The organism is Vibrio sinaloensis (assembly GCF_023195835.1).
GTDB classification, from domain to species: domain Bacteria; phylum Pseudomonadota; class Gammaproteobacteria; order Enterobacterales; family Vibrionaceae; genus Vibrio; species Vibrio sinaloensis_C.
The window spans coordinates 2,882,874-2,904,137 of the sequence record NZ_CP096199.1 but is presented as its reverse complement, the minus strand read 5'-3'; the positions used below and the strand labels follow the sequence as shown (position 1 = coordinate 2,904,137).

Sequence of the window (21,264 nt, the reverse complement as noted above, 5' to 3'; positions counted from 1 at the left end):
GTGGGTAAATACTATAAACAGAGTTATCCACAGTTGGAGGGTGAGGCTGGTGTGAAAAGCAACAAATATGTGAGTAACCCATCAAGAGTTAAAATGGATTCACTGAGTCAGTCATGGCATCCTAAGCAGATCTTTTTGCATTTTCTTTGGATACGTAAAGACTATGGCTCATATTCCTGATAATCCGTTAATTCTGATCGACGGCTCTTCTTACCTTTATCGCGCTTTTCATGCCTACCCTGGCACCATGAGCAACGGTGATATTCCGACTAACGCGGTGTATGGCGTGGTAAACATGCTGCGCAGCATGATGCGTCAATTTGCATCTGATCGAGTTGCGGTGGTGTTTGATGCCAAAGGAAAAACCTTCCGAGATGAAATGTTTCCTGAATACAAAGCTAACCGTCCACCGATGCCGGATGATCTGCGTTGTCAAATCGAGCCATTGCACAACGTCATTCGAGCAATGGGCTTGCCGTTGATCTGTGTACCGGGTGTTGAAGCGGATGATGTGATTGGCACTCTGGCTCACCAAGCGTCGCAAAATGGTGTCCCTGTGCTGATCAGCACTGGTGACAAGGATATGGCGCAGCTGGTCGATGACAACATTACCCTGATCAACACCATGACCAATGTAGTGCTAGACCGTGAAGGGGTGATTGAGAAGTTTGGCATTCCTCCAGAGCTTATCATCGATTACTTGGCCTTGATGGGTGATAAGGTTGATAACATTCCGGGCGTTCCTGGCGTCGGTGACAAAACCGCTACTGCGTTGTTGCAAGGTATTGGTAGCTTAGAAGACATCTATCAAAATCTGGATGACATCGCTGGATTGGGCTTCCGCGGCTCGAAGGCCATGGCGAAGAAACTGATCGACAATAAAGACAACGCCATGATGTCTTATGAGTTAGCGACCATCAAGTTGGATGTGGAGCTCGAGCAAAGCTACCAAGAGCTGGTTAAATCCGTTCCAAATAAAGATGAACTGGTGAAGCTTTACGGTGAGCTGGTGTTCAAATCTTGGCTTAACGAGCTGCTTGAAGGTGGAACTGGTGTGGTTGAAGCCGACGAAAAGTCAGGGGCGATGCGCTCATCTAACACCACGACTAAGGCCCCGGAGCTGAATGTATCGGCGGTCAATATTGACCGGAGCCAGTACCAAACCATTCTCGATCAGCAGACGTTTACCACTTGGCTGGATAAGCTCAAAGCTGCCGACGTCTTTGCCTTTGATACTGAAACCGATAGCCTCGATTATATGGTGGCAAACCTGGTCGGGGTGTCTTTTGCTACTCAAGAAGGCGAAGCGGCTTACGTGCCGGTGGCGCATGATTATTTGGATGCGCCGCAGCAACTCGATCGTGATTGGGTTCTTCAGCAACTGACGCCTATCTTGGAAGATGAAAACCAAGCGAAAGTTGGGCAAAACCTCAAATACGACGCCAGTGTGCTCGCACGCTACGGTATCGAGATGAAAGGCATCAAGCATGACACCATGTTGGCCTCCTACGTTTACAATAGCGTTGGCGGCAAACACGACATGGATAGCTTAGCGCTCCGCTTCCTTCAACATAGCTGCATCTCCTTTGAACAGATCGCGGGCAAAGGCAAAAAGCAACTGACCTTCAATCAAATTGAGTTGGATGAAGCGGCTCCTTATGCGGCCGAAGATGCCGATGTCACATTGCGCTTGCATCACCGTTTGATGGAAAACATCGAGCAGGATGAAAAGCTGAAAGCGGTGTATGAGAACATTGAGATGCCTCTCGTGCCGGTATTGTCGCGCATTGAACGCACGGGCGTGCTGATTGATGACATGAAGCTCGCTGCGCAATCACAAGAAATTGCGAAACGTCTTGATGAACTTGAGCAGCAGGCCTACGAAGTGGCCGAGCAAGAGTTCAATATGAACTCGCCTAAGCAGCTTCAAGCGATTCTATTTGAAAAAATGGGCCTGCCTGTTGTTAAGAAAACTCCATCTGGCACCCCATCGACCAACGAAGAAGTGTTGCAGGAGCTGGCGCTCGACTATCCGCTACCTAAGCTGATTTTGGAATATCGCGGTCTGGCTAAACTGAAGTCGACTTACACCGATAAGCTGCCGAAGATGATTAATCCAGAGACAGGCCGAGTGCACACCTCTTATCATCAAGCGGTGACAGCCACCGGGCGTTTATCATCCACCGATCCAAACTTGCAGAACATTCCAATTCGCAACGAAGAGGGACGCCGGATTCGTCAGGCATTTGTTGCGCCACATGGTTTCAAAATCATGGCTGTCGACTACTCGCAAATTGAGCTGCGTATTATGGCGCACTTGTCGGGGGATAAAGCACTGCTTGAGGCCTTCCAGCAAGGCAAAGACATTCACGCCGCTACTGCCGCAGAAATCATCGGTGTCGATATTGACCAAGTGACCAGTGAGCAGCGCCGCCGAGCTAAGGCGGTGAACTTTGGTCTTATCTACGGTATGAGCGCGTTTGGTTTGGCCAAGCAGCTAGGCATTCCGCGTGGTGAAGCACAGCAGTATATGGACACCTACTTCGAGCGTTACCCAGGGGTGATGCAGTACATGGAAGATACGCGAAGCGCTGCTGCTGAGCAGGGCTATGTCGAGACCATTTTTGGTCGTCGTTTGCACTTACCGGAAATTAAATCGCGCAATGGGATGCGTCGCAAAGCTGCTGAACGTGCCGCGATCAATGCGCCGATGCAAGGTACAGCCGCCGATATCATTAAAAAGGCGATGCTGCTGGTGGATCAATGGATCCAACAAGAGGGCGATGGCCGAGTTAAGTTACTGATGCAGGTGCACGATGAGCTGGTTTTTGAAGTTCAAGAGTCAGCTTTAGCCGAAATTGAAAGTAAAGTACAACAATTGATGGAGTCTGCCGCTGAGCTTGACGTGCCACTCGTCGCTGAGGCTGGTCACGGAGATAACTGGGATCAGGCGCACTAGACAAAATTCCAACTGAAACAGAGAAATAACATGAGCCAGTGCACAAACGCTGGCTTTTTTTTATATCTAAAAAAGTTAGTGGCAATAAGTGCTTGGTGTAGTTTAATAAAATTTTAATGAAAAAAAACTACAAAAATGGTTTTCATTTCTGACCAATTGTTGTACATTAATCGACGTAGGGTACAGAGGTAAGATGTTCTATCTTTCAGACCTTTTGTTTCACGTTATTGGATTAGGCTGATTCAGCCGCCCCAGTCAGCTTTTGACTGGGGCGTTTTTTATTGGGCGAAGCAAAATTTTCCCAGCCATATTTCCCGCATTATTTCGCCCCCATTTCCAGTGCATCTTTCCCGAGGCGTGAACCGCGTCGTTTGTAATTTTGCAAAAATTTGTAACTTTATACCAATCACACTTTAGTTATTTCGAATGGATAATCAAAGCGAGCAAAAACAAGCTTTCGGTGATTTATGATGGCTAAGTGTATAAAAATTAGAGAGTTATATTTTTATTTGAGCAGGCGGGAAGGGTTTGCTGCGGCTGCGCTAGGCTATTGATTTCACGAGCTGAATCGATGACCATTAGCGCATAATAACTAATAACGATGATTTCTCTCCCGTTGCCCCGCCAGGAAGGTGGGGCTCTTATTTTCTAGCGACGTAAAAAAGCCCCGACGCATCAGGGCTCTGTTATTTATCGCTGTGCTTATTCTGCTGCGGCGTTGTCATCAAGTTGCTCTTGTTGCGTGACCTCTTCAGTGAGTTGTGCGGCCAGTGCTGGCGCAAACCACTCATCAAGCTTGTTACGTAGCACGTCGACGCCAATGCCTTTCAATGAAGAGAAGGCTGCGACGCTGACATCACCGCCAAACCCGACTGCATCTTTCTTGATCTTTAACACTTGTGCTTTACGCGCACCACTTTTCAGTTTGTCTGCTTTGGTCAGCAACACTTGGACTGGGATACCGCTGTCCACTGCCCAAAAAATCAGTTGTTGGTCGAGGTCTTTCATTGGATGACGAATATCCATTAATACCACCAACCCTTTTAAACACTGGCGTTTCTGCAAGTACTCACCGAGCGACTTTTGCCACTTCTTCTTCATTTCCATTGGCACTTGGGCAAAGCCGTAGCCGGGTAAATCGACAATGTGACAGCCGTCGGTCACCTTAAATAAGTTGATCAGCTGAGTACGACCAGGTGTTTTACTGGTTTTGGCTAAATTGCGCTGGTTGGTCAATCGGTTAAGAGAGCTAGATTTACCCGCGTTGGAGCGCCCTGCAAACGCAACTTCGATACCTTCATCTTCAGGCAAGTGACGAATATCAGGTGCACTGGTGATGAAATGCGTGTTTTGATAATGAATTTTTACGCTCACTGTTAACTCCATCTCGACTTTGTGTAGTCGATTGATTACTTTTTTGTGAAATTGTGTAAAATAACCGTGCTCGGCATAAGGTCGCCTATTGTACCATGAGTGTGAACGCAGAGTGGTACCGGAAGCTTGATAATTATAATGGAATGTCATGAAGAAATTAGCGCTAATCTTGAGTCTTTTAGCCAGCTGCTCTGTGTGGGCCCAAGGCAGCATTGAAGCTGGTAAAGCAAAATCCCAAACTTGTGTTGCCTGCCACGGTGCTGATGGCAACAGTCAACTCGCTATGTACCCTAAAATTGCAGGTCAGCATGCTAAGTATATTGAAAAGCAGCTTAACGACTTCAAACTAGGGATGACTAGCAATGGTAAGCAAGGTCGTTACGACCCAGTAATGAGTGGTATGGCTATGCCACTGTCAGAGCAAGATATGAAAGATCTCGCTGCTTACTATGCCTCTTTGCCTATCTCTAGCAACTCAACGCCTGAAAACGTGGTAGAGCAGGGTAAGGCTCTTTATACCGCTGGTGATGCAGAGCGTGGTTTAACGGCTTGTATCGCTTGTCATGGTCCGCGCGGCAACGGCACAGAGCTTTCAGGATTCCCTAAAATCTCGGGTCAGCACGCCGACTACATCAAAGCTCAGCTAGAAAAGTTCCGCTCAGGTACTCGTGAAAACGATATGAATGCAATGATGCGTGATATCGCTAAAAAGCTGACTGATGAAGATATCGATACTCTTTCTAAATACGTTGGTGGCCTGCACTAAGCCCTACCTATCCGTTCGAGCATAAGTTGTAATGAAAAAGCCCAAACCATTGTTTGGGCTTTTTCATGTGCGCTTGCTTACGAATGGCTGTGCGTTCAGCCGAGCAATCTTGCTCATTGCGTTGTAAGAGATCGTCCATACTTTGTTTCTTTTTTTCCTTAGGCTTGAACCTAACTTATTGAAAGCTAGAGGTAACAAAATAGTGTTGAAAAAATTGTCTACTTTTTGTCTGTAATGGATTGCATCCAATCAGCAGCCAGTTAAAGTGGACACATCGGCAGGGCGCTGATCAGGGATTTCAGACTAGGACGTCTACCAAGGATGCGAGTAAAGGATACTCGGTCGAACAAATGGAGCAGGGTCAGCAGGACGTTGACTCGATACGGATGGTCAACTTGTCTAATGGTTTAAGACAGCGCAAAGGATCAGGTTAAGGACTAGCCCAGACCACAGGAAGTCAATGGAAAGCCAAAATTCACCAGGACGGTGACAAACAACACCTTTTGCAGGGAAAGCGCGAAAAACAAAAGGACTATTGGGGTACACCTATGTGTACAACACAGTTTTGCCAAACGGCATTTAGAAAGCGATAGAGTTACTCTATCGCTTTTTTTATGGTTAATTTTCTATAATTGGTGATTGTTTGCACAATAACACTCCACTCTGAGCTGAGTTTCTGGTATGTTTCGCATCCCTGTTTGAGGATGTAATCATGCACAATTGCCCATTATGTCAAAGCATCGACACTGAGCACTATTTTGCAGACAAGCGTCGCGACTATCTCCAGTGCCGGCAGTGTGAGTTGGTGTTCGTCAATCCAGATCAGCGTCTGGATGCGGCGCAAGAGAAAGCACACTACGATTTGCATGACAATGACCCCAGTGATGTTGGTTACCGACGGTTTCTGTCTCGGTTAAGTCAACCAATCTTGGAGCGCATTGACCCACACTCTCAAGGGTTAGATTTTGGTTGTGGGCCCGGTCCAACATTATCACTAATGTTGCAAGAGCAGGGACACACGATGAGCTTGTACGACATCTACTATCACCCAGATAAACAAGTGTTAGAGACGTCGTATGATTTCATCACTGCCACCGAGGTGATCGAGCACTTATATGAGCCGGACCGTGTGTGGCAGCAATGGTTAAATTTGGTTAAGCCAGGTGGCTGGATTGGTCTTATGACTAAGATGGTTATTGATGTGGACGCATTTGCGAACTGGCACTATAAAAATGATCCGACTCACGTGATCTTTTTTAGTCGCGCAACGTTTCAATACCTGGCAGAGCGGGATCAGCTCGAGCTTGAATTTATTGGTAATGATGTAATTTTACTGAGGAAAGCCCAGTAATGAGCCGTAGTAAGAAATCGAGATCAGGCGGTAACGGCGATATCGTCGTGGTACGTAACCGCACACAAGCAGATGTAGAAGGTCGTTTGCGTAAAAAGGATAAAAAACGCAAAGGGTTAAAAACGGGTAACCGTAACTCAGATGCGAAAACAGCAAAGCAGCAAACGTCTGGGCAACAGCGTGACCCGCGTTTGGGGAGCAAAAAGAAAATTCCTCTCATTGTTGAGTCGGCGAAGAAACCAACTAAGGCAGAACGTCGTATTAACGCAGAGAAAGAACTCGAGATGCTCGAAAATGATGCTCAGCTCAATGTGCTACTTGATCGCTTAGAAAATGGCGATCACCTAGGTTCTGGCCTACAAAAGTACGTTGATGAGAAGTTAGCGCGAATCGAAGTTCTGATGAAACAACTGGGTCTTTATGAAGAAGAGCCAGAACAAGACGAGGAGCAAGAGGTAGTTGCCCCGGCTTCATCGAAGAAGTCTGCCAAGAAAGTGGACTCTGACGACGAGCTTCTATCTCAGTTCGAATCGTTGGATCTGAACCAATTTAAAGGGTAATGAGACAGTATGAATGTAACCTTATTAGTCATTATAGGCGGCGTCATTATTTTGGGCTTAGCTTCTTATGCAGGTTACCTTCTGCTGCAACTCAAGAAGCAAAAGGAATTGCAGCAGCAATACCAAAAGTTGGCGATTGAAAAGCGCAACGCCAACATCTTCGAGAGTGTCCACGTATTGTGCTTAGCAGGCATTCAAGAACAGTGTGATTTGTCGGAAATCAGTATTCGTCTCTACAACATCATGGACTATGTGCAAGGTGAGCAGCGAGTCGATTTTGAACAAGAGTTTCCGGCCACCTCAGAGCTGTTCCATATCGTGAAAGATATGGCGCGTGGCGAGGAGCGACAGAAGCTGGCGAAAAAAGAGCGGATGAAGCAAAACCTTGAGCGCCACAAAGCCGAGTCTCGACTTCAAGAGGCCATCATCGAAGAGCTTAAACGTCTGCAGAAAAAAGTTCAGCCCCTCAATAACCAGATCACGATTCAAATGGTCTAAGTGTGCTTGATTCGCTCCTGTTTAGGCAGGAGTGATCGAGCTAGCAAATCTGAGTATTGCTCCTCAAAAAGTTACTTGTCTCACCGCCTGCGCGAGCGAGGTGTGGCAAAATAGCCCGCTAATTACAATGGCGCCAAACGCCTGAATAAGCCCCATAGCTCAAACGGAAATACCAACATGTCGCAGCCTGTCGTCGCAAGCCAGCAAATCGTCTGGGATCAAGCCATTCTAGATAAGTACAACTATTCCGGTCCTCGCTATACCTCGTACCCGACGGCGCTAGAGTTTCATGAAGCCTTTACCGTTGCTGACTATGATATGGCTTGTACTCAGTATCCAGATAGGCCGCTGTCGCTCTACATCCATATCCCGTTTTGCCACAAGCTTTGTTACTACTGTGGCTGCAACAAGGTCATTACTCGTCACTCACACAAGGCTGATGAATACCTTGATGTGCTTGAGCTAGAAATTCGTACTCGTGCGGCACTGCTCCAAGAGCGCAAAGTCACGCAACTGCACTTTGGTGGCGGTACGCCGACCTTCTTGTCTAAGGCGCAAATCAGCCGTTTGATGGCGATCTTACGTGGTGAGTTCTACTTTGAAGCTGATGCTGAAATCAGTATTGAAGTCGACCCACGTGAAATTGAGTTAGATATGTTGGATCACTTGCGTGGAGAAGGCTTCAACCGTTTGAGCATTGGGGTTCAGGACTTCAACAAAGAAGTACAAAAGCTGGTCAACCGTGAGCAGGATGAAGCGTTTATCTTTGCCATGGTGGAACGGGCTAAACAGCTGGGCTTTCGTTCGACCAACTTAGATCTTATCTATGGTCTGCCAAAGCAAACCAAACAGTCGTTTGCTGAGACACTCAAGCAAGTTCTGGAGATGACGCCGGGTCGCTTGTCGGTATTTAACTACGCTCACATGCCGCAACTGTTTGCTGCGCAGCGTAAAATTAAAGACGACGATCTGCCTGTAGCCGAAGAAAAAATGGCGATTCTGCAAGACACGATCACCACACTGACTGAGGCTGGGTATCAGTTTATCGGCATGGACCACTTTGCCCTCCCTGACGACGAGCTCGCCGTCGCGCAGCGCAATGGCGTACTGCATCGAAACTTCCAAGGTTACACGACTCAAGGAGAAGCAGATCTCATTGGGTTTGGGGTGTCGGCTATCTCTATGATTGGCGATGCTTACGCTCAGAATCAGAAAGAGCTGAAAAAGTACTACGCTCAAGTTAACGACCAACGTCATGCTTTATGGAAAGGGGTAGCGCTAGATAGTGATGACTTACTACGACGTGAAGTGATCAAGCAGCTTATCTGTAACTTTAAGCTCGACAAAATGGCGATTGAGTCTGAATTTAATGTGACGTTCAACGACTACTTTAAACAAGACTTAGAGCTGCTACAGACTTTTATTAACGACCAGTTGGTAGAGGTCGATGATAGACAAATTCGCGTCACACTGCGTGGCCGTCTGCTGATTCGCAATATCTGTATGTGCTTTGATAAGTACTTAAGAGCGAAGGCTAGGCAGCAGCAGTTCTCTCGCGTTATCTAAATTTTCATCGAACTTGAAGCCACCATTTTTCTCTGTACTGAAAACGGTGGCTTTGTTGTTTCTGGCACTAAGGTTATGGGGCGATATAGGTATCGTGGGCGGTATCCCATAACGCTTTGACCAGCGGGTTATCTAGCTGAGAGCGCTTGCAGCACACGCCGAGTTTAAACGGCTTAATCGAAGCAACTTTAAGACGCTGAATTTTCTCTTTCACTGGGCTGTTATTGATCACCACATCGGGGGCAATGCCTACCCCACAGCCTAATGCCACCATACTGGCAATCGCCTCATGACCAGACACTTGTGCATAAATGGTTGGTTTTATCTTCATCGCCTTAAACCAAGCGTTAGCCCGCTCTCGCGCGGTACCTGACTCAGGGACAATAAAGGGAATCGACGACCAATCCGGCTTTTCTTTCTGCAGCTCCTGAGCAAAGTTGCTCACCCCTAATGGTGCGATGACAGAGAGAGGGATCTCACTAATGGTTTCAAACTCGATTCGCGCTGGCAGTTGTTCCGGTTTTGCCGAGATGGCGATATCGACTTCATCGGCCAGTACCTTTTCAATCGCTTGAGCTGGGTCTCCGGTTGAGAGTTTAAATTCGATAAATGGGTGCTGGAGACGAAACTCTGAAAGCAGTTCGGGAAGATGACTGTAACTGGCTGTCACCGAACAGAACAAGCGAATCTCGCCTTTTAATTCCTGCTCCTGACCTTTGAGCTGAGAGTGGTAGTTTTGCCATTCTCCAACTATTTTCAGCGCGACTGGCAACAACTTTTTCGCCGCAGGGGTCAACTCGACACTTCGATTGTCGCGCACAAACAGCATTTGGCCGTTATCGCTTTCGAGCTTTTGTATTTGACGGCTGAGCGCCGACGGGCTGATGTGCATCGCCGAGGCCGTTTTGGCGAAGCTCTTACTATCACACAGATGAATGAACAACTGCAGACATTTAATGTTCATGAAAGGGTCATATCCTTGTTGCATTAATTGCAATTACTAATTGTGAATATATCACTTTAAGCAATTAAATACCTGTTTTAGTATGAACTCATTCGGTCTGCAAGCGACCGACCTCAACGGAAAAATTCTTTAAAGGAGCGCCCTAATGGCTAACTATTTCAACACTTTAAACCTACGTGAGCAGCTAGACCAATTGGGTCGCTGTCGTTTTATGGACCGCAGCGAATTCGCGACTGAAGCGGATTACTTAAAAGGTAAGAAGATTGTCATCGTTGGTTGTGGCGCTCAAGGCCTAAACCAAGGTCTGAACATGCGTGACTCTGGCCTAGATGTGGCATATGCACTACGCCAAGCGGCGATTGACGAGCAACGTCAGTCATACAAAAACGCAAAAGAGAACGGTTTTGAAGTAGACAGCTACGAAAAGCTAATTCCTAGCGCAGACCTAGTGATCAACCTGACTCCAGATAAGCAGCACACTAACGTGGTTGAAACCGTTATGCCGCTAATGAAAGAAGGTGCTGCACTGGGTTACTCACACGGCTTCAACGTGGTTGAAGAAGGTATGCAAATCCGTAAAGACCTAACCGTGGTGATGGTTGCACCTAAGTGTCCAGGTACAGAAGTACGTGAAGAGTATAAGCGTGGCTTTGGCGTTCCAACACTTATCGCTGTTCACCCAGAGAACGATCCAAAAGGTGAAGGTTGGGATATCGCCAAAGCATGGGCGGCAGGTACAGGTGGTCACCGTGCGGGTTGTCTAGAGTCTTCATTCGTTGCAGAAGTGAAATCTGACCTAATGGGTGAGCAAACTATCCTATGTGGCATGCTACAAGCTGGTTCTATCGTTTCTTACGAGAAGATGGTGGCTGAAGGTATCGACCCAGGCTATGCAGGTAAACTTCTACAATATGGTTGGGAAACCATTACTGAAGCACTGAAATTTGGTGGTATCACCCACATGATGGACCGCCTATCAAATCCAGCGAAAATCAAAGCATTTGAGTTATCGGAAGAGCTAAAAGAGCTGATGCGTCCACTGTACAACAAGCACATGGATGACATTATCTCTGGTCACTTCTCAAGCACCATGATGGCAGACTGGGCAAACGACGATGCGAATCTACTGGGCTGGCGCGCAGAAACTGGTGAAACGGCGTTTGAAAACTACCCAGAAACAAACGTAGAAATCTCTGAGCAAGAGTACTTCGACAACGGTATCCTAATGGTTGCTATGGTTCGCGCGGGTGTTGAGCTTGCGTTTGAAGCGATGACTGCATCAGGCATTATCGATGAATCTGCATACTACGAGTCGCTACACGAGCTACCACTTATCGCCAACACCGTTGCCCGTAAGCGTTTGTACGAAATGAACGTGGTTATCTCAGACACAGCAGAATACGGTAACTACCTATTTGCTAACGTTGCGACGCCGCTACTTCGCGAGAAGTTCATGCCAAACGTGAGCACCGACGTGATAGGTAAAGGTCTAGGTGAAACGTCTAACCAAGTGGATAACGCTACACTAATCGCAGTAAATGACACTATCCGTAACCACCCAGTAGAGTACATCGGTGAGGAGCTGCGTGGGTACATGACGGATATGAAGAACATCGCGGTAGGCGGCTAATCTTCTTCGCTAATGAGCTTAATTTCTTTGTCGGTAATACTCATTTGCTAGCGCAAACTCCGTGTTACCTCCGCGGACTTAAGCTCTTAGCTGTGAAGACCTAATTCTTCGCAATTTGTTTAAGGGACTTAATCTCTTAGCTTCGAATATACAATCTGCGAAATTGCGTTAAAGCAAAGCAGTCAGAACTCCAGATAGACTGGGGTCAATAAATACAAAATAAGACACAACATCTAAGCAAAAGGCCTGGTCACCGTTGACCAGGCCTTTTTTTTAACGCTAATCTTCGAGATACGAGAGCGGACTTCGTCCTGCTAGAATCTAGAACGCTTCGCTTCTCGCTTATTTGTCAGCAAGCTTCGCTTCTAGATCCGCCAGCTTGGCTTCCATCTCGGTCAGCTTCTGACGAGTGCGCAGCAATACTTGGGTTTGCACATCAAACTCTTCACGGCTAACCACGTCGAGCTTGTTAAGCTGACCTTGAATGACTTGGCGAACTTTTTGGTCGACGTCTGCACCTAGCTCTTTTACTGGCGCAGGCATAGAATCGTGAATTTGTTTAGCGATTTGCTCTAGTTTCTTTGGGTCAAACATGTGACTAAAACTCCTTTCAATTTGTCCTCATTCTATGTAATTGATACGCGAAAGTCGCTAGTTGGATAGCAAAATTTCGAAGCGACCATCAGCAAGTAGGGCAAAAAAAAGGTCACCGAAGTGACCTTTTACCTATTAACTATCTGTTGGGCTATCGATTGTCGGCGATTTCTCGACAAGCTGCTTTGGCTTCATCAGCACGAGCCAGTTTTTCCAACTCCTTGTCTTCGACAAAGATTGGCAGTGGCTTGTGTTTTTCCGCTAGGTAGCTGTAAATCACCGGCAGTACAAACAGAGTAAAGATAGTACCGATTGCCAGACCCGCAACGATGACAATACCGATACTAAAGCGCTGCGCTGCACCAGCACCACTTGCGTACATCAGCGGGATAAGACCAGCAATCATGGCTGCTGTGGTCATTAGGATAGGGCGTAGACGAACTTTCGCCGCTTCCATGACCGCTTCTGTTTTGCCGAGTTTGTTATGTAACTGCTCTTCTTTCGCCACTTCACAGATCAGGATACCGTGTTTGGTAATCAGACCAACCAGCGTGATGAGGCCTACCTGAGAGTAGATGTTCATCGTTGCTGCACCCCAAGCTAGCGCAATCAGGGCACCGCAAATTGCGAGTGGTACTGACACCATGATGACCAGTGGATCTTTCACCGATTCAAACTGAATCGCCAGAACTAGGAAGATGATCGCCAATGCAAGACCAAAGGTTGCGTATAGTGCGCTACCTTCAGTGACATACTGACGCGCTTCACCCATGTAGTCATGGTTGTAACCACTTGGCAGTTTCTCGGCGGCAATCCCTTCAAACCAGTTAATAGCATCACCCATGGCCGTGCCCGGTGCTGGCACCGCGCCGACGGTTGCTGAGTTAAGCTGGTTAAAGTGAGGAAGAGAGCGAGGCTCTGCCACCACATCGATGGTAATCAAACTACCCAATGGAACAGCTTTGCCATTCGCACTGCGCACGTAGTAGTTATTCATCGATTCTGGATTCAAACGCCACTTGCGTTCAACCTGAGGAATAACCTCATAAGAGCGGCCGTTAAGGTCGATACGGTTAACGTAACCGTCTGCCATCATAGTACTCAGCGTGATACCAATATCTTGCATGGTCACACCGTATGCACCGGCTTTGTCTTTGTCGATGTTGATTTTCATCGTCGCTGAATCGTAGTTCAGATCCAGGTCGGAATAGACAAACATCGGGCTCGACTTCACTTCGGTCAGCACGTCGGTTGCGATAGAGAACAAGCTCTCAAACGCATTTGGCGTAGTGATAACAAACTGAATCGGCAGACCTGAGCCCGCACCTGGAAGCTCTGGCATCTGGAATGCCGTTACCGCCATGCCCGGCACGTTACTGACTAAGCCACCGACACGGTTTGCTACTTCAGACTGGCTGGCTTCGCGCTCGCTCCACGGCACCATAGAGGCAATACCAAACGCCTGGTTCGAGTTGGGCACCCCGGTAAATACCTGGGCAAAAGCGACTTCTGGCTGATCAGACAGAATCGCATTGACGTCGTTCATGGTGTTTTGCATGAAGTCTAAGTTTGCGTTAGACGGGGCGGTACCCAATAGCATGACCACGCCTTTATCTTCCGACGGTGCCAGTTCACTTGGGATGAACTTGAACAGCATTGGCAGGCTGGCAAATACGATAATCGCAAAACCAATCACCACAGGGCGGCGTTGCATCACGGCTTCAAGCATCTTCGCGTAACGGTTAGTCATGCCATCGAGGACATGGTGCACCTTCTGCTCAAACTTGCTTGGTGCTTCATTGGCCTTAAGCATTTTTGAACACATCATTGGCGAGAGAGTCAGGGCCACGATGCCAGAAACAAACACTGAACCCGCTAGGGTTAAGGCAAACTCTTTGAACAGTGAGCCAGTGATCCCACCCATTAACGCAATCGGCGCATATACCGCACCGAGTGTCAGCGTCATAGCAATAACCGGAACGGCGATTTCACGGGTACCGATGATCGCGGCGCGGAATGGCGATTCGCCGAGCTTGATATGGCGGTCGACGTTCTCAAGAACAACGATCGCATCATCTACTACAAGACCGATGGCTAGAACCATCGCCAGTAGCGTCATCAGGTTCCAAGAAAAGCCCATTGCCTGCATCACCATCGCCACACCAATCAGCGATAAGGGGATGGTCACAATAGGGATCAGTACCGCGCGGAATGAACCCAGGAACAAGGTGATCACCACCAGTACGATCAATGCCGCTTCTACGATGGTTTTGATGACTTCATTAATCGACTCATTGATCGCGATGGTAGAGTCATACATCACGTTCATCTTGATGGTACTTGGCAGGTTACGCTCAAGCTGAGGCAGTAGCTCAAGTACATCAGCGGCAATGTTAATCGGGTTGGCGCTTGGTGCGGCGTTAATCGCTGCGACCACCGCTTCCTGGCCATTGGCGCTGGCGCGGTAGACATCGTGACTCTTCTCTAAAGTTACTTTAGCGATATCACTTAAGCGGGTAACATCACCTTCATCACTGCTGATCACTAAGTTCGACAGCTCATCAACGTTGGATACTTGCGTATCGGCGCTACCGTTGTAGAGAACGAATTCACCGATGGCTTGACCTGTCGCCGACTGATAGTTGTTGGCGTTTAATACGCCCATCACATCGGTCGCGGTTAGGTTAAGCGCGGCCATCTTTGCCGGATCGAGCCAGATGCGCAGGGCGTATTTCATACCACCGTAGAGGTCGACTTTAGACACACCGTTAACCGTAAACAACTGTGGGTTGATCACGCGTTCTAGATAATCCGTGATTTGGCTCGAAGAGAGTTCATCACTGGTAAAGCCAATGTAAAGTACCGCTGTGGTCGAACCGGTAGACATAGTTACCGTCGGGTCTTCCGCTTCTTTTGGAAGCTGAGAGCGCACCGAGTTAGTCTTAGCCAGCACGTCCGACAAAGCAGCGTTAGGGTCGGTGTTTAACTTCATATTGACGGTGATGGTGGATTTACCCAAAACCGATTGAGAAGTCATGTAATCAATATTGTCCGCTTGCGCGACGGCTTGCTCCAGAGGCTGAGTAATAAAGCCTTGGATCAAGTCTGCACTGGCGCCGTAGTAACTGGTTGAAACCGTCACTACCGTATTGGTCATTTCAGGGTATTCACGGACCTGCATTTTGAAGATCGCTTGTAAACCAAGCAGAGCAATCAAAAAGCTGATCGATACCGCTAAAACCGGACGTTTAATAAAAACATCAGTAAAGCGCATGAGGCCTCCAGTTACAGCATTGGTGTTTCAGCGGGTGGAGTAGTTGCATCGCTTTCTACTACACGAACTTTTGCTTGGTTACTTAGACGTACTTGACCTGAAGTCACCACCACATCACCTGGATTCACACCTTCAAGGATGTGGGCGATATCTTGCGTACGTTCACCGACTTTCACCACTTGCTGGATCACGCGTTTTTCACCATTCTCTTCTTTGACGATGTAAACATTGTCACCATATAGAGTAAAGGTGATCGCGGTCTGCGGCAGAGTCACTTGGTTTTCAAGCTTAGGCAGGATGATGTTGGCACGTGCAAACATACCACTACGTAGCTGACCATCGCTGTTTGGAATGTCAGCTTGCACCTGAATCAGACCACTTTGGATGTTAACCGCAGGTTCAATGGCTGAGATTGAGCCTTTGAACGCTTTTTCAGGGTAGGCATCGACAAAAATATCGACGTCTTGACCCATCGAGATACGAGAAATATCCGTTTGAGGAACGGTAAAGCGTAGACGCATTACGCTGGTATCCTCTAGGCGTACGATGTCGGTGCCCGATTGTAAGTATTGGCCCAAATAGACATTACGAATACCCACAACACCATCGAATGGGGCTTTAATCTCACGGCGATCAATTGCGGCTTTCAGGCTCTCGATATCGGCTTTCAGTGAGAAGTAGTTCGCTTCTGCTTCGTCGTAAGCTTCTTTAGAGATAGAGCCTTTAGTGTACAAGCCTTGATAGCGCTTATATTTAGCTTCAGCAGCAGGCAGTTTGGCTTCTGCACTCTTTAGGTTGGCTTTTTCTACTTCAGAGTCGAGCAATACTAAAGGCTGGCCCTTTTGCACTTGTGTACCTGAATCAAAGGCAATTTTGTCAATCACGCCGCTGGTTTCATTGGCAACGGTGACCCCTTGGTTTGGCTCGATAAAGCCGATTGCCTCAATCACAGGCACCCAATCTACGGCATCAACAGTGGTTACTGTGACCGGAAACTCAGGCTCAGGTCGGTTTGCCATGTACTCAGCGATTTTCTGCTGCTTGAATAGGTTGAAACCTATCACGCTGCCAAATAGCAGTACCGCGATAAGTAGCATAAAAAAGGTCCACTTTTTCATTCTGACTAGAACTCCAACTTAGTGTTTTATAATCGCATCCCAACTGGCTTCGATCGCGGCTTCAATCGCGTCTTGATCCAGTTGGTAATATCCGAGAGATTGTTTACGGGCCAAAGTGACACTGACTTCTAAACTCAGTGCTGCTAGAACCGGATTGTCTAAAGGTTTGAATACGCCCTGTTCACGACCTTGGGTAAACATTTTGTCTACCTTGTGAAACATTTTTCGCTCGACTTCTTTGGTCTCATGGCTACGCACACAAGGCAAAGAGTCGTACTGGGCACGGTTTTTAAACAGCTCAATGTTCGACCCTGAATGGTCAAAAATGTTTAACCACATTTTGCGAAACCTTTGTTTTAAAGGCATATTCTCATCAACGCCACGCTGAATGATCTCAGCGTTGCGTTGACAAACGGTTAAACGCACTTGTTGTAACAAGTCTTCTTTATCAGCGAAGTAGCGATAAATCGTTCCTGCTGCAACCCCTGCTGTTTTGGCTAGCTTATGCATTGATAGGCCATGGAAGCCTGATTCCGCGATCAGTTTTTCCGCTGCATCAATAATCTTCTGTCTTTTATCTTCCATTGGATGATACCCAGATTGGCATAGCATGACTGTGAATGAACGTTCATTCATTATAGCGTAGGTCACCCTTGCATATGCAACAAAAATTAACAAAACAGAGATAAATAATTCTCAATCACGCAGAACAGCGCCGTGCATTCGATCTGTATTCGGTATAAACATAGCAATCTAGTAGTGTCACCATTATTATATGCGCCACCTTTTCCCACTTCTGAGATAGCCATGAAGCTGAACCCCAACCAAGACCAAGCTGTGAAATACGTATCTGGACCTTGTTTAGTGCTTGCCGGCGCGGGGTCGGGTAAAACGCGCGTGATCACCAACAAGATTGCGTACCTGGTGCAGCAGTGTGGCTACAAAGCGCGCAATATTGCGGCGGTGACCTTTACCAATAAGGCGGCACGCGAGATGAAAGAGCGTGTCGGTCAGACGCTGGGCAAAAACGAATCCAAAGGCTTGATGGTTTCGACCTTTCATACCTTGGGTCTTAACATCATTAAGCGCGAATACAAAGCGCTCGGTTTAAAGTCTGGTTTTTCGTTATTTGATGATCAGGACCAGCTCGCATTGTTAAAGGAACTGACAGAACAACAGTTGGACGGCGATAAAGACCTATTGCGTCAGTTGTTGAGTACTATTTCGAACTGGAAAAATGACATGTTGACGCCCGATCAAGCCAAAGCTATGGCGAAAGGGGAGCAACAGCAGCTGTTTGCCTTCTGCTTCGAGATGTACCAAAAACAGATGAAGGCCTACAACGCCCTCGATTTTGATGACTTGATTTTGTTGCCAGTGTTGTTGCTGCGTACCAACCAAGAGGTGCGCCAGCGTTGGCAAAATCGTATTCGTTATCTGCTGGTGGATGAGTATCAAGATACCAACACCAGCCAGTATGAGTTGGTCAAGTTGATCGTGGGAGAGCGCGGGCGCTTGACCGTGGTGGGAGATGATGACCAGTCTATCTACTCTTGGCGCGGGGCAAAGCCGCAAAACTTAGTGTTGTTGGGCGAAGATTACCCCAACTTACGCTTGATTAAGCTGGAGCAGAACTACCGTTCAACCAGCCGCATTCTGCGAGCGGCGAATATTTTGATTGCCAACAATCCGCACGTGTATGAAAAATCGTTATTTTCTGAAATCCCTGACGGCGAGAAGCTCAAAGTCTTGTTGGCGAAAAACGAGGAGCACGAGGCGGAGCGTATTACCGGTGAGTTGATTGCACATAAGTTTGTTAACCGCACTGACTACAAAGATTACGCGGTGCTGTATCGTGGTAATCACCAATCGCGCTTGATTGAAAAGTCGCTGATGCAAAACCGAGTACCGTATAAGTTATCGGGTGGCACCTCATTTTTCGCGCGATCAGAGATCAAAGACATCATGGCTTACCTAAGAGTGTTAGTGAACCCTGATGATGACAACGCTTTTTTACGTATTGTGAACACGCCGCGCCGTGAAATCGGCCCAGTAACTTTAGAAAAACTGGGCAGTTACGCCAATATGCGCGGAAAAAGTCTGTTTGAGGCCAGTTTTGAGCTTGGGCTTGAGCAATCGCTCAGTGGTCGCGGGCTAGAAAACTTACGCCGATTTACCGCTTGGTTGGTAAAAATAGCGGATCAAGCTGAGCGCGGCGATACGGTTGAAGCGGTTCGCTCTTTGGTTCGCGATATCAATTACGAAGATTGGTTGTATGAAACCTCTGCAAGCCCTAAAGCGGCAGAAATGCGAATGAAGAACGTATCCGATCTCTATTCTTGGATCGTTGCCGATTTAGAGGGAGACAACTATGACCAAGAAGAGAAAAGCCTCAAAGAAGTGGTTCAACGCCTGACATTGCGTGACATGATGGAGCGTGGTGAAGAGGATGAAGAGAGCGATGCGGTTCAGCTCATGACATTGCATGCTTCGAAAGGCTTAGAGTTTCCATACGTTTACTTGATTGGTGCCGAAGAAGGGATATTGCCACACCAAACCAGTATCGACGAAGACAACGTCGAAGAAGAGCGCCGTTTGATGTATGTGGGTATCACTCGTGCCCAACGCGAGTTGACCTTCACTATGTGTAAGGAGCGGCGTCAATTTGGTGAGCTAGTTAAACCGACACAGAGTCGTTTTTTGGATGAACTGCCGTTTGATGATGTCGAATGGGAAGTGACCAAAAAGCCGGTGACCCAAGAGGAACGCATGGCCAAGGGGCAGGCGCACATTGCAAACTTGAAAGCGATGTTTAATAAGAAGTAATGAAAAAGGCTTGGTATCGACCAAGCCTTTTTTCTATCGGATTTGATGCTCTATATAAAGAGGGAGTTTACAGCCCTTCGATCATGTGATCGATAGCGGCGATGATCTCGTCATCAGAACAGTCCATACAGGTACCTTTGGCAGGCATCGCGTTGAAACCGTTGATCGCGTGGTTGTTGAGCACGTCACGACCTTGCGCCAATCGAGGAGCCCAGTCGCCAGCATCACCTGTTTTCGGTGCGCCACTCACGCCAGATGCGTGACACGCGATACAGAATGTGCCGTACACGCTTGCACCATCACGAGGACCGGTTGGCTCAGCTTTTACTGGCTCTGCTCCCGCGAGGTAAACATCACCTACAGGCTTAATACGCTCAGCAATAGCATCATATTCTTCTTGGCTTACACTGGCTGCAAAAGAGGCGCTAGAAAAAGTGATTGCAGCGACCAAAGCGGTTAACATTTTTCGAGACATATCCATTAAACTCACTTTACATTCCTGAAGGTAAGTGCTTGCTTACCTGTTATTAGAGTGGGATTTGATCAACAGCGACGAAAAGCGCGTAAAACCCTGAGTTGCTGTTAAATCAATGTAAATAATGGGTGATTATATCCTGTTAACTTGTTGCAATAAACAACAAGTTAACCGCTTGTAGACTAGTATCTAATGGGAAATAGGGGTTTATCACACTTTAATTGCCCAAAAAGGCGCCAAACAATAAAAAAAGTTTAAAAAGTACTAGACGACATTGTGTGATATCCGTATTATTCCACTCCGCCGATAGGGCATGCGCCCGTAGCTCAGTTGGATAGAGCGTTGGCCTCCGGAGCCAAAGGTCGAAGGTTCGAATCCTTTCGGGCGTACCATTCGCTCAAAGGTGTATCGGTGAAGTACAGTGGTGGCTATAGCTCAGTTGGTAGAGCCCTGGATTGTGATTCCAGTTGTCGCGGGTTCAAGTCCCGTTAGCCACCCCATTTATTCTGGTAGCATAAGCTTCCCGTTCTGATTAAATGCAGGGCAAAACATATCGTCGGTGAATAGCGCAGCTTGGTAGCGCATCTGGTTTGGGACCAGAGGGTCGGGGGTTCGAATCCCTCTTCACCGACCACTATTTAGCTATTATGAGTCAATCTGGTAATAGCGCACCTTGGTAGCGCATCTCATTTTTTGAGAAAGAGCGGACCAGAGGGTCGGGGGTTCGCCTGATGTTTAAATCACGCTCTTCACCGACCACTATTTCGTTTTTCGCTATAGCGATGAACACTATAATCTGATGGTGGCTATAGCTCAGTTGGTAGAGCCCTGGATTGTGATTCCAGTTGTCGCGGGTTCAAGTCCCGTTAGCCACCCCATTACTTTAGGTAACATAAGTTTCCTGTTCTGGTTAAATACAGAACAAAACATATCGTCGGTGAATAGCGTTGTTTGTAGCGCATCTCGGCTCTTGGAATAAGCGGGACCAGAGGGTTGACCCTCTCTAACGTAAACCAAGTAAAAAATATATCGTCGGTGAATAGCGCAGCTTGGTAGCGCATCTGGTTTGGGACCAGAGGGTCGGGGGTTCGAATCCCTCTTCACCGACCACTATTAGAAAAGCCGTAGCAGAAATGCTACGGCTTTTTTACTTTCTGGTATTTAGGATTTGATCCTGAGTGGGGTTCGCCTGACGTTCAAGGAATAGCTCTTCATCGGCCACTATTGAAGCCCTAGACTAGCCGTCCGCGACGAGAGACTAGGGCTTTTTACTGTCTGTAATATAGTCAATTCGAACCCAAAGCGGGGT

The 21,264-nt window shown here is 47.5% G+C and carries 15 protein-coding genes and 5 tRNA genes; 13 read left to right on the top strand and 7 right to left on the bottom strand.

Going from position 1 to position 21,264, the window contains the following annotated elements; translation table 11 throughout:
- Positions 1-163: 163 nt before the first annotated feature.
- Entirely contained in the window at positions 164-2,959 is a 2,796-nt protein-coding gene (gene polA, locus MTO69_RS13270) for a DNA polymerase I (RefSeq protein WP_248329889.1), read from the top strand.
- 702 nt (positions 2,960-3,661) lie between these two features.
- Here the strand turns inward: polA and yihA are convergent.
- A complete protein-coding gene (gene yihA / locus MTO69_RS13265; protein ID WP_248329887.1) occupies positions 3,662-4,333 on the bottom strand; it encodes a ribosome biogenesis GTP-binding protein YihA/YsxC in 672 nt (223 codons plus the stop codon).
- 148 nt (positions 4,334-4,481) lie between these two features.
- Between yihA and MTO69_RS13260 the strand changes: the two genes are divergently transcribed.
- The 5 genes from MTO69_RS13260 to hemN all read left to right on the top strand — a co-directional run bounded on the left by MTO69_RS13260 (position 4,482) and on the right by hemN (position 9,074).
- Positions 4,482-5,099, top strand: coding sequence for a c-type cytochrome (locus tag MTO69_RS13260; protein WP_248329885.1), 618 nt, complete (start codon positions 4,482-4,484; stop codon positions 5,097-5,099).
- Positions 5,100-5,811: 712 nt separating this feature from the next.
- Positions 5,812-6,450 (top strand): class I SAM-dependent methyltransferase, encoded by a 639-nt coding sequence (locus tag MTO69_RS13255; protein ID WP_248329883.1) that lies wholly within the window; start codon positions 5,812-5,814, stop codon positions 6,448-6,450.
- Positions 6,450-7,010: a Der GTPase-activating protein YihI gene (yihI, locus tag MTO69_RS13250; protein WP_248329881.1), complete on the top strand. Its 561-nt coding sequence runs from the start codon at positions 6,450-6,452 to the stop codon at positions 7,008-7,010. The genes MTO69_RS13255 and yihI overlap by 1 nt, the downstream gene beginning before the upstream one ends.
- A 9-nt stretch (positions 7,011-7,019) precedes the next feature.
- The gene (locus MTO69_RS13245) at positions 7,020-7,508 is read left to right on the top strand and encodes a DUF2489 domain-containing protein (protein WP_248329879.1); all 489 of its coding nucleotides are present in this window, start codon (positions 7,020-7,022) and stop codon (positions 7,506-7,508) included.
- Positions 7,509-7,685: 177 nt separating this feature from the next.
- Positions 7,686-9,074: an oxygen-independent coproporphyrinogen III oxidase gene (hemN, locus tag MTO69_RS13240; protein ID WP_248329877.1), complete on the top strand. Its 1,389-nt coding sequence runs from the start codon at positions 7,686-7,688 to the stop codon at positions 9,072-9,074.
- A gap of 73 nt (positions 9,075-9,147) precedes the next feature.
- On the opposite strand, the gene ilvY is transcribed toward hemN, so the two are convergent.
- Positions 9,148-10,038, bottom strand: a complete 891-nt coding sequence (gene ilvY, locus MTO69_RS13235) for an HTH-type transcriptional activator IlvY (protein ID WP_248329875.1) — start codon at positions 10,036-10,038, stop codon at positions 9,148-9,150.
- A 145-nt stretch (positions 10,039-10,183) separates the two neighbouring features.
- Between ilvY and ilvC the strand changes: the two genes are divergently transcribed.
- Positions 10,184-11,668 (top strand): ketol-acid reductoisomerase, encoded by a 1,485-nt coding sequence (gene ilvC, locus MTO69_RS13230; RefSeq protein WP_248329873.1) that lies wholly within the window; start codon positions 10,184-10,186, stop codon positions 11,666-11,668.
- Between the two features lie 342 nt (positions 11,669-12,010).
- On the opposite strand, the gene ubiK is transcribed toward ilvC, so the two are convergent.
- The 4 genes from ubiK to MTO69_RS13210 all read right to left on the bottom strand — a co-directional run bounded on the left by ubiK (position 12,011) and on the right by MTO69_RS13210 (position 17,239).
- The gene (gene ubiK, locus MTO69_RS13225; RefSeq protein WP_248329871.1) at positions 12,011-12,262 is read right to left on the bottom strand and encodes a ubiquinone biosynthesis accessory factor UbiK; all 252 of its coding nucleotides are present in this window, start codon (positions 12,260-12,262) and stop codon (positions 12,011-12,013) included.
- 151 nt (positions 12,263-12,413) lie between these two features.
- Positions 12,414-15,536: a multidrug efflux RND transporter permease subunit gene (locus MTO69_RS13220; protein WP_248329869.1), complete on the bottom strand. Its 3,123-nt coding sequence runs from the start codon at positions 15,534-15,536 to the stop codon at positions 12,414-12,416.
- 11 nt (positions 15,537-15,547) lie between these two features.
- The gene (locus tag MTO69_RS13215) at positions 15,548-16,654 is read right to left on the bottom strand and encodes an efflux RND transporter periplasmic adaptor subunit (RefSeq protein ID WP_248329867.1); all 1,107 of its coding nucleotides are present in this window, start codon (positions 16,652-16,654) and stop codon (positions 15,548-15,550) included.
- An 18-nt stretch (positions 16,655-16,672) separates the two neighbouring features.
- Entirely contained in the window at positions 16,673-17,239 is a 567-nt protein-coding gene (locus MTO69_RS13210; RefSeq protein ID WP_248334476.1) for a TetR/AcrR family transcriptional regulator, read from the bottom strand.
- A 222-nt stretch (positions 17,240-17,461) separates the two neighbouring features.
- Between MTO69_RS13210 and rep the strand changes: the two genes are divergently transcribed.
- Positions 17,462-19,480, top strand: coding sequence for a DNA helicase Rep (gene rep / locus MTO69_RS13205; RefSeq protein WP_248329865.1), 2,019 nt, complete (start codon positions 17,462-17,464; stop codon positions 19,478-19,480).
- A 67-nt stretch (positions 19,481-19,547) separates the two neighbouring features.
- Here the strand turns inward: rep and MTO69_RS13200 are convergent, their stop codons facing one another.
- On the bottom strand, positions 19,548-19,961 hold the full coding sequence (locus MTO69_RS13200) for a c-type cytochrome (protein ID WP_248329863.1): 414 nt from the start codon (positions 19,959-19,961) through the stop codon (positions 19,548-19,550).
- 309 nt (positions 19,962-20,270) lie between these two features.
- Between MTO69_RS13200 and MTO69_RS13195 the strand changes: the two genes are divergently transcribed.
- The 5 genes from MTO69_RS13195 to MTO69_RS13175 all read left to right on the top strand — a co-directional run bounded on the left by MTO69_RS13195 (position 20,271) and on the right by MTO69_RS13175 (position 21,065).
- Positions 20,271-20,347 (top strand) — tRNA-Arg (locus MTO69_RS13195).
- Positions 20,348-20,379: 32 nt separating this feature from the next.
- A tRNA-His gene (locus MTO69_RS13190) sits at positions 20,380-20,455 on the top strand.
- 57 nt (positions 20,456-20,512) lie between these two features.
- Positions 20,513-20,589, top strand: a tRNA-Pro gene (locus MTO69_RS13185).
- Between the two features lie 168 nt (positions 20,590-20,757).
- Positions 20,758-20,833 (top strand) — tRNA-His (locus tag MTO69_RS13180).
- A 155-nt stretch (positions 20,834-20,988) separates the two neighbouring features.
- A tRNA-Pro gene (locus MTO69_RS13175) sits at positions 20,989-21,065 on the top strand.
- The last annotated feature ends 199 nt before the right edge of the window (positions 21,066-21,264 follow it).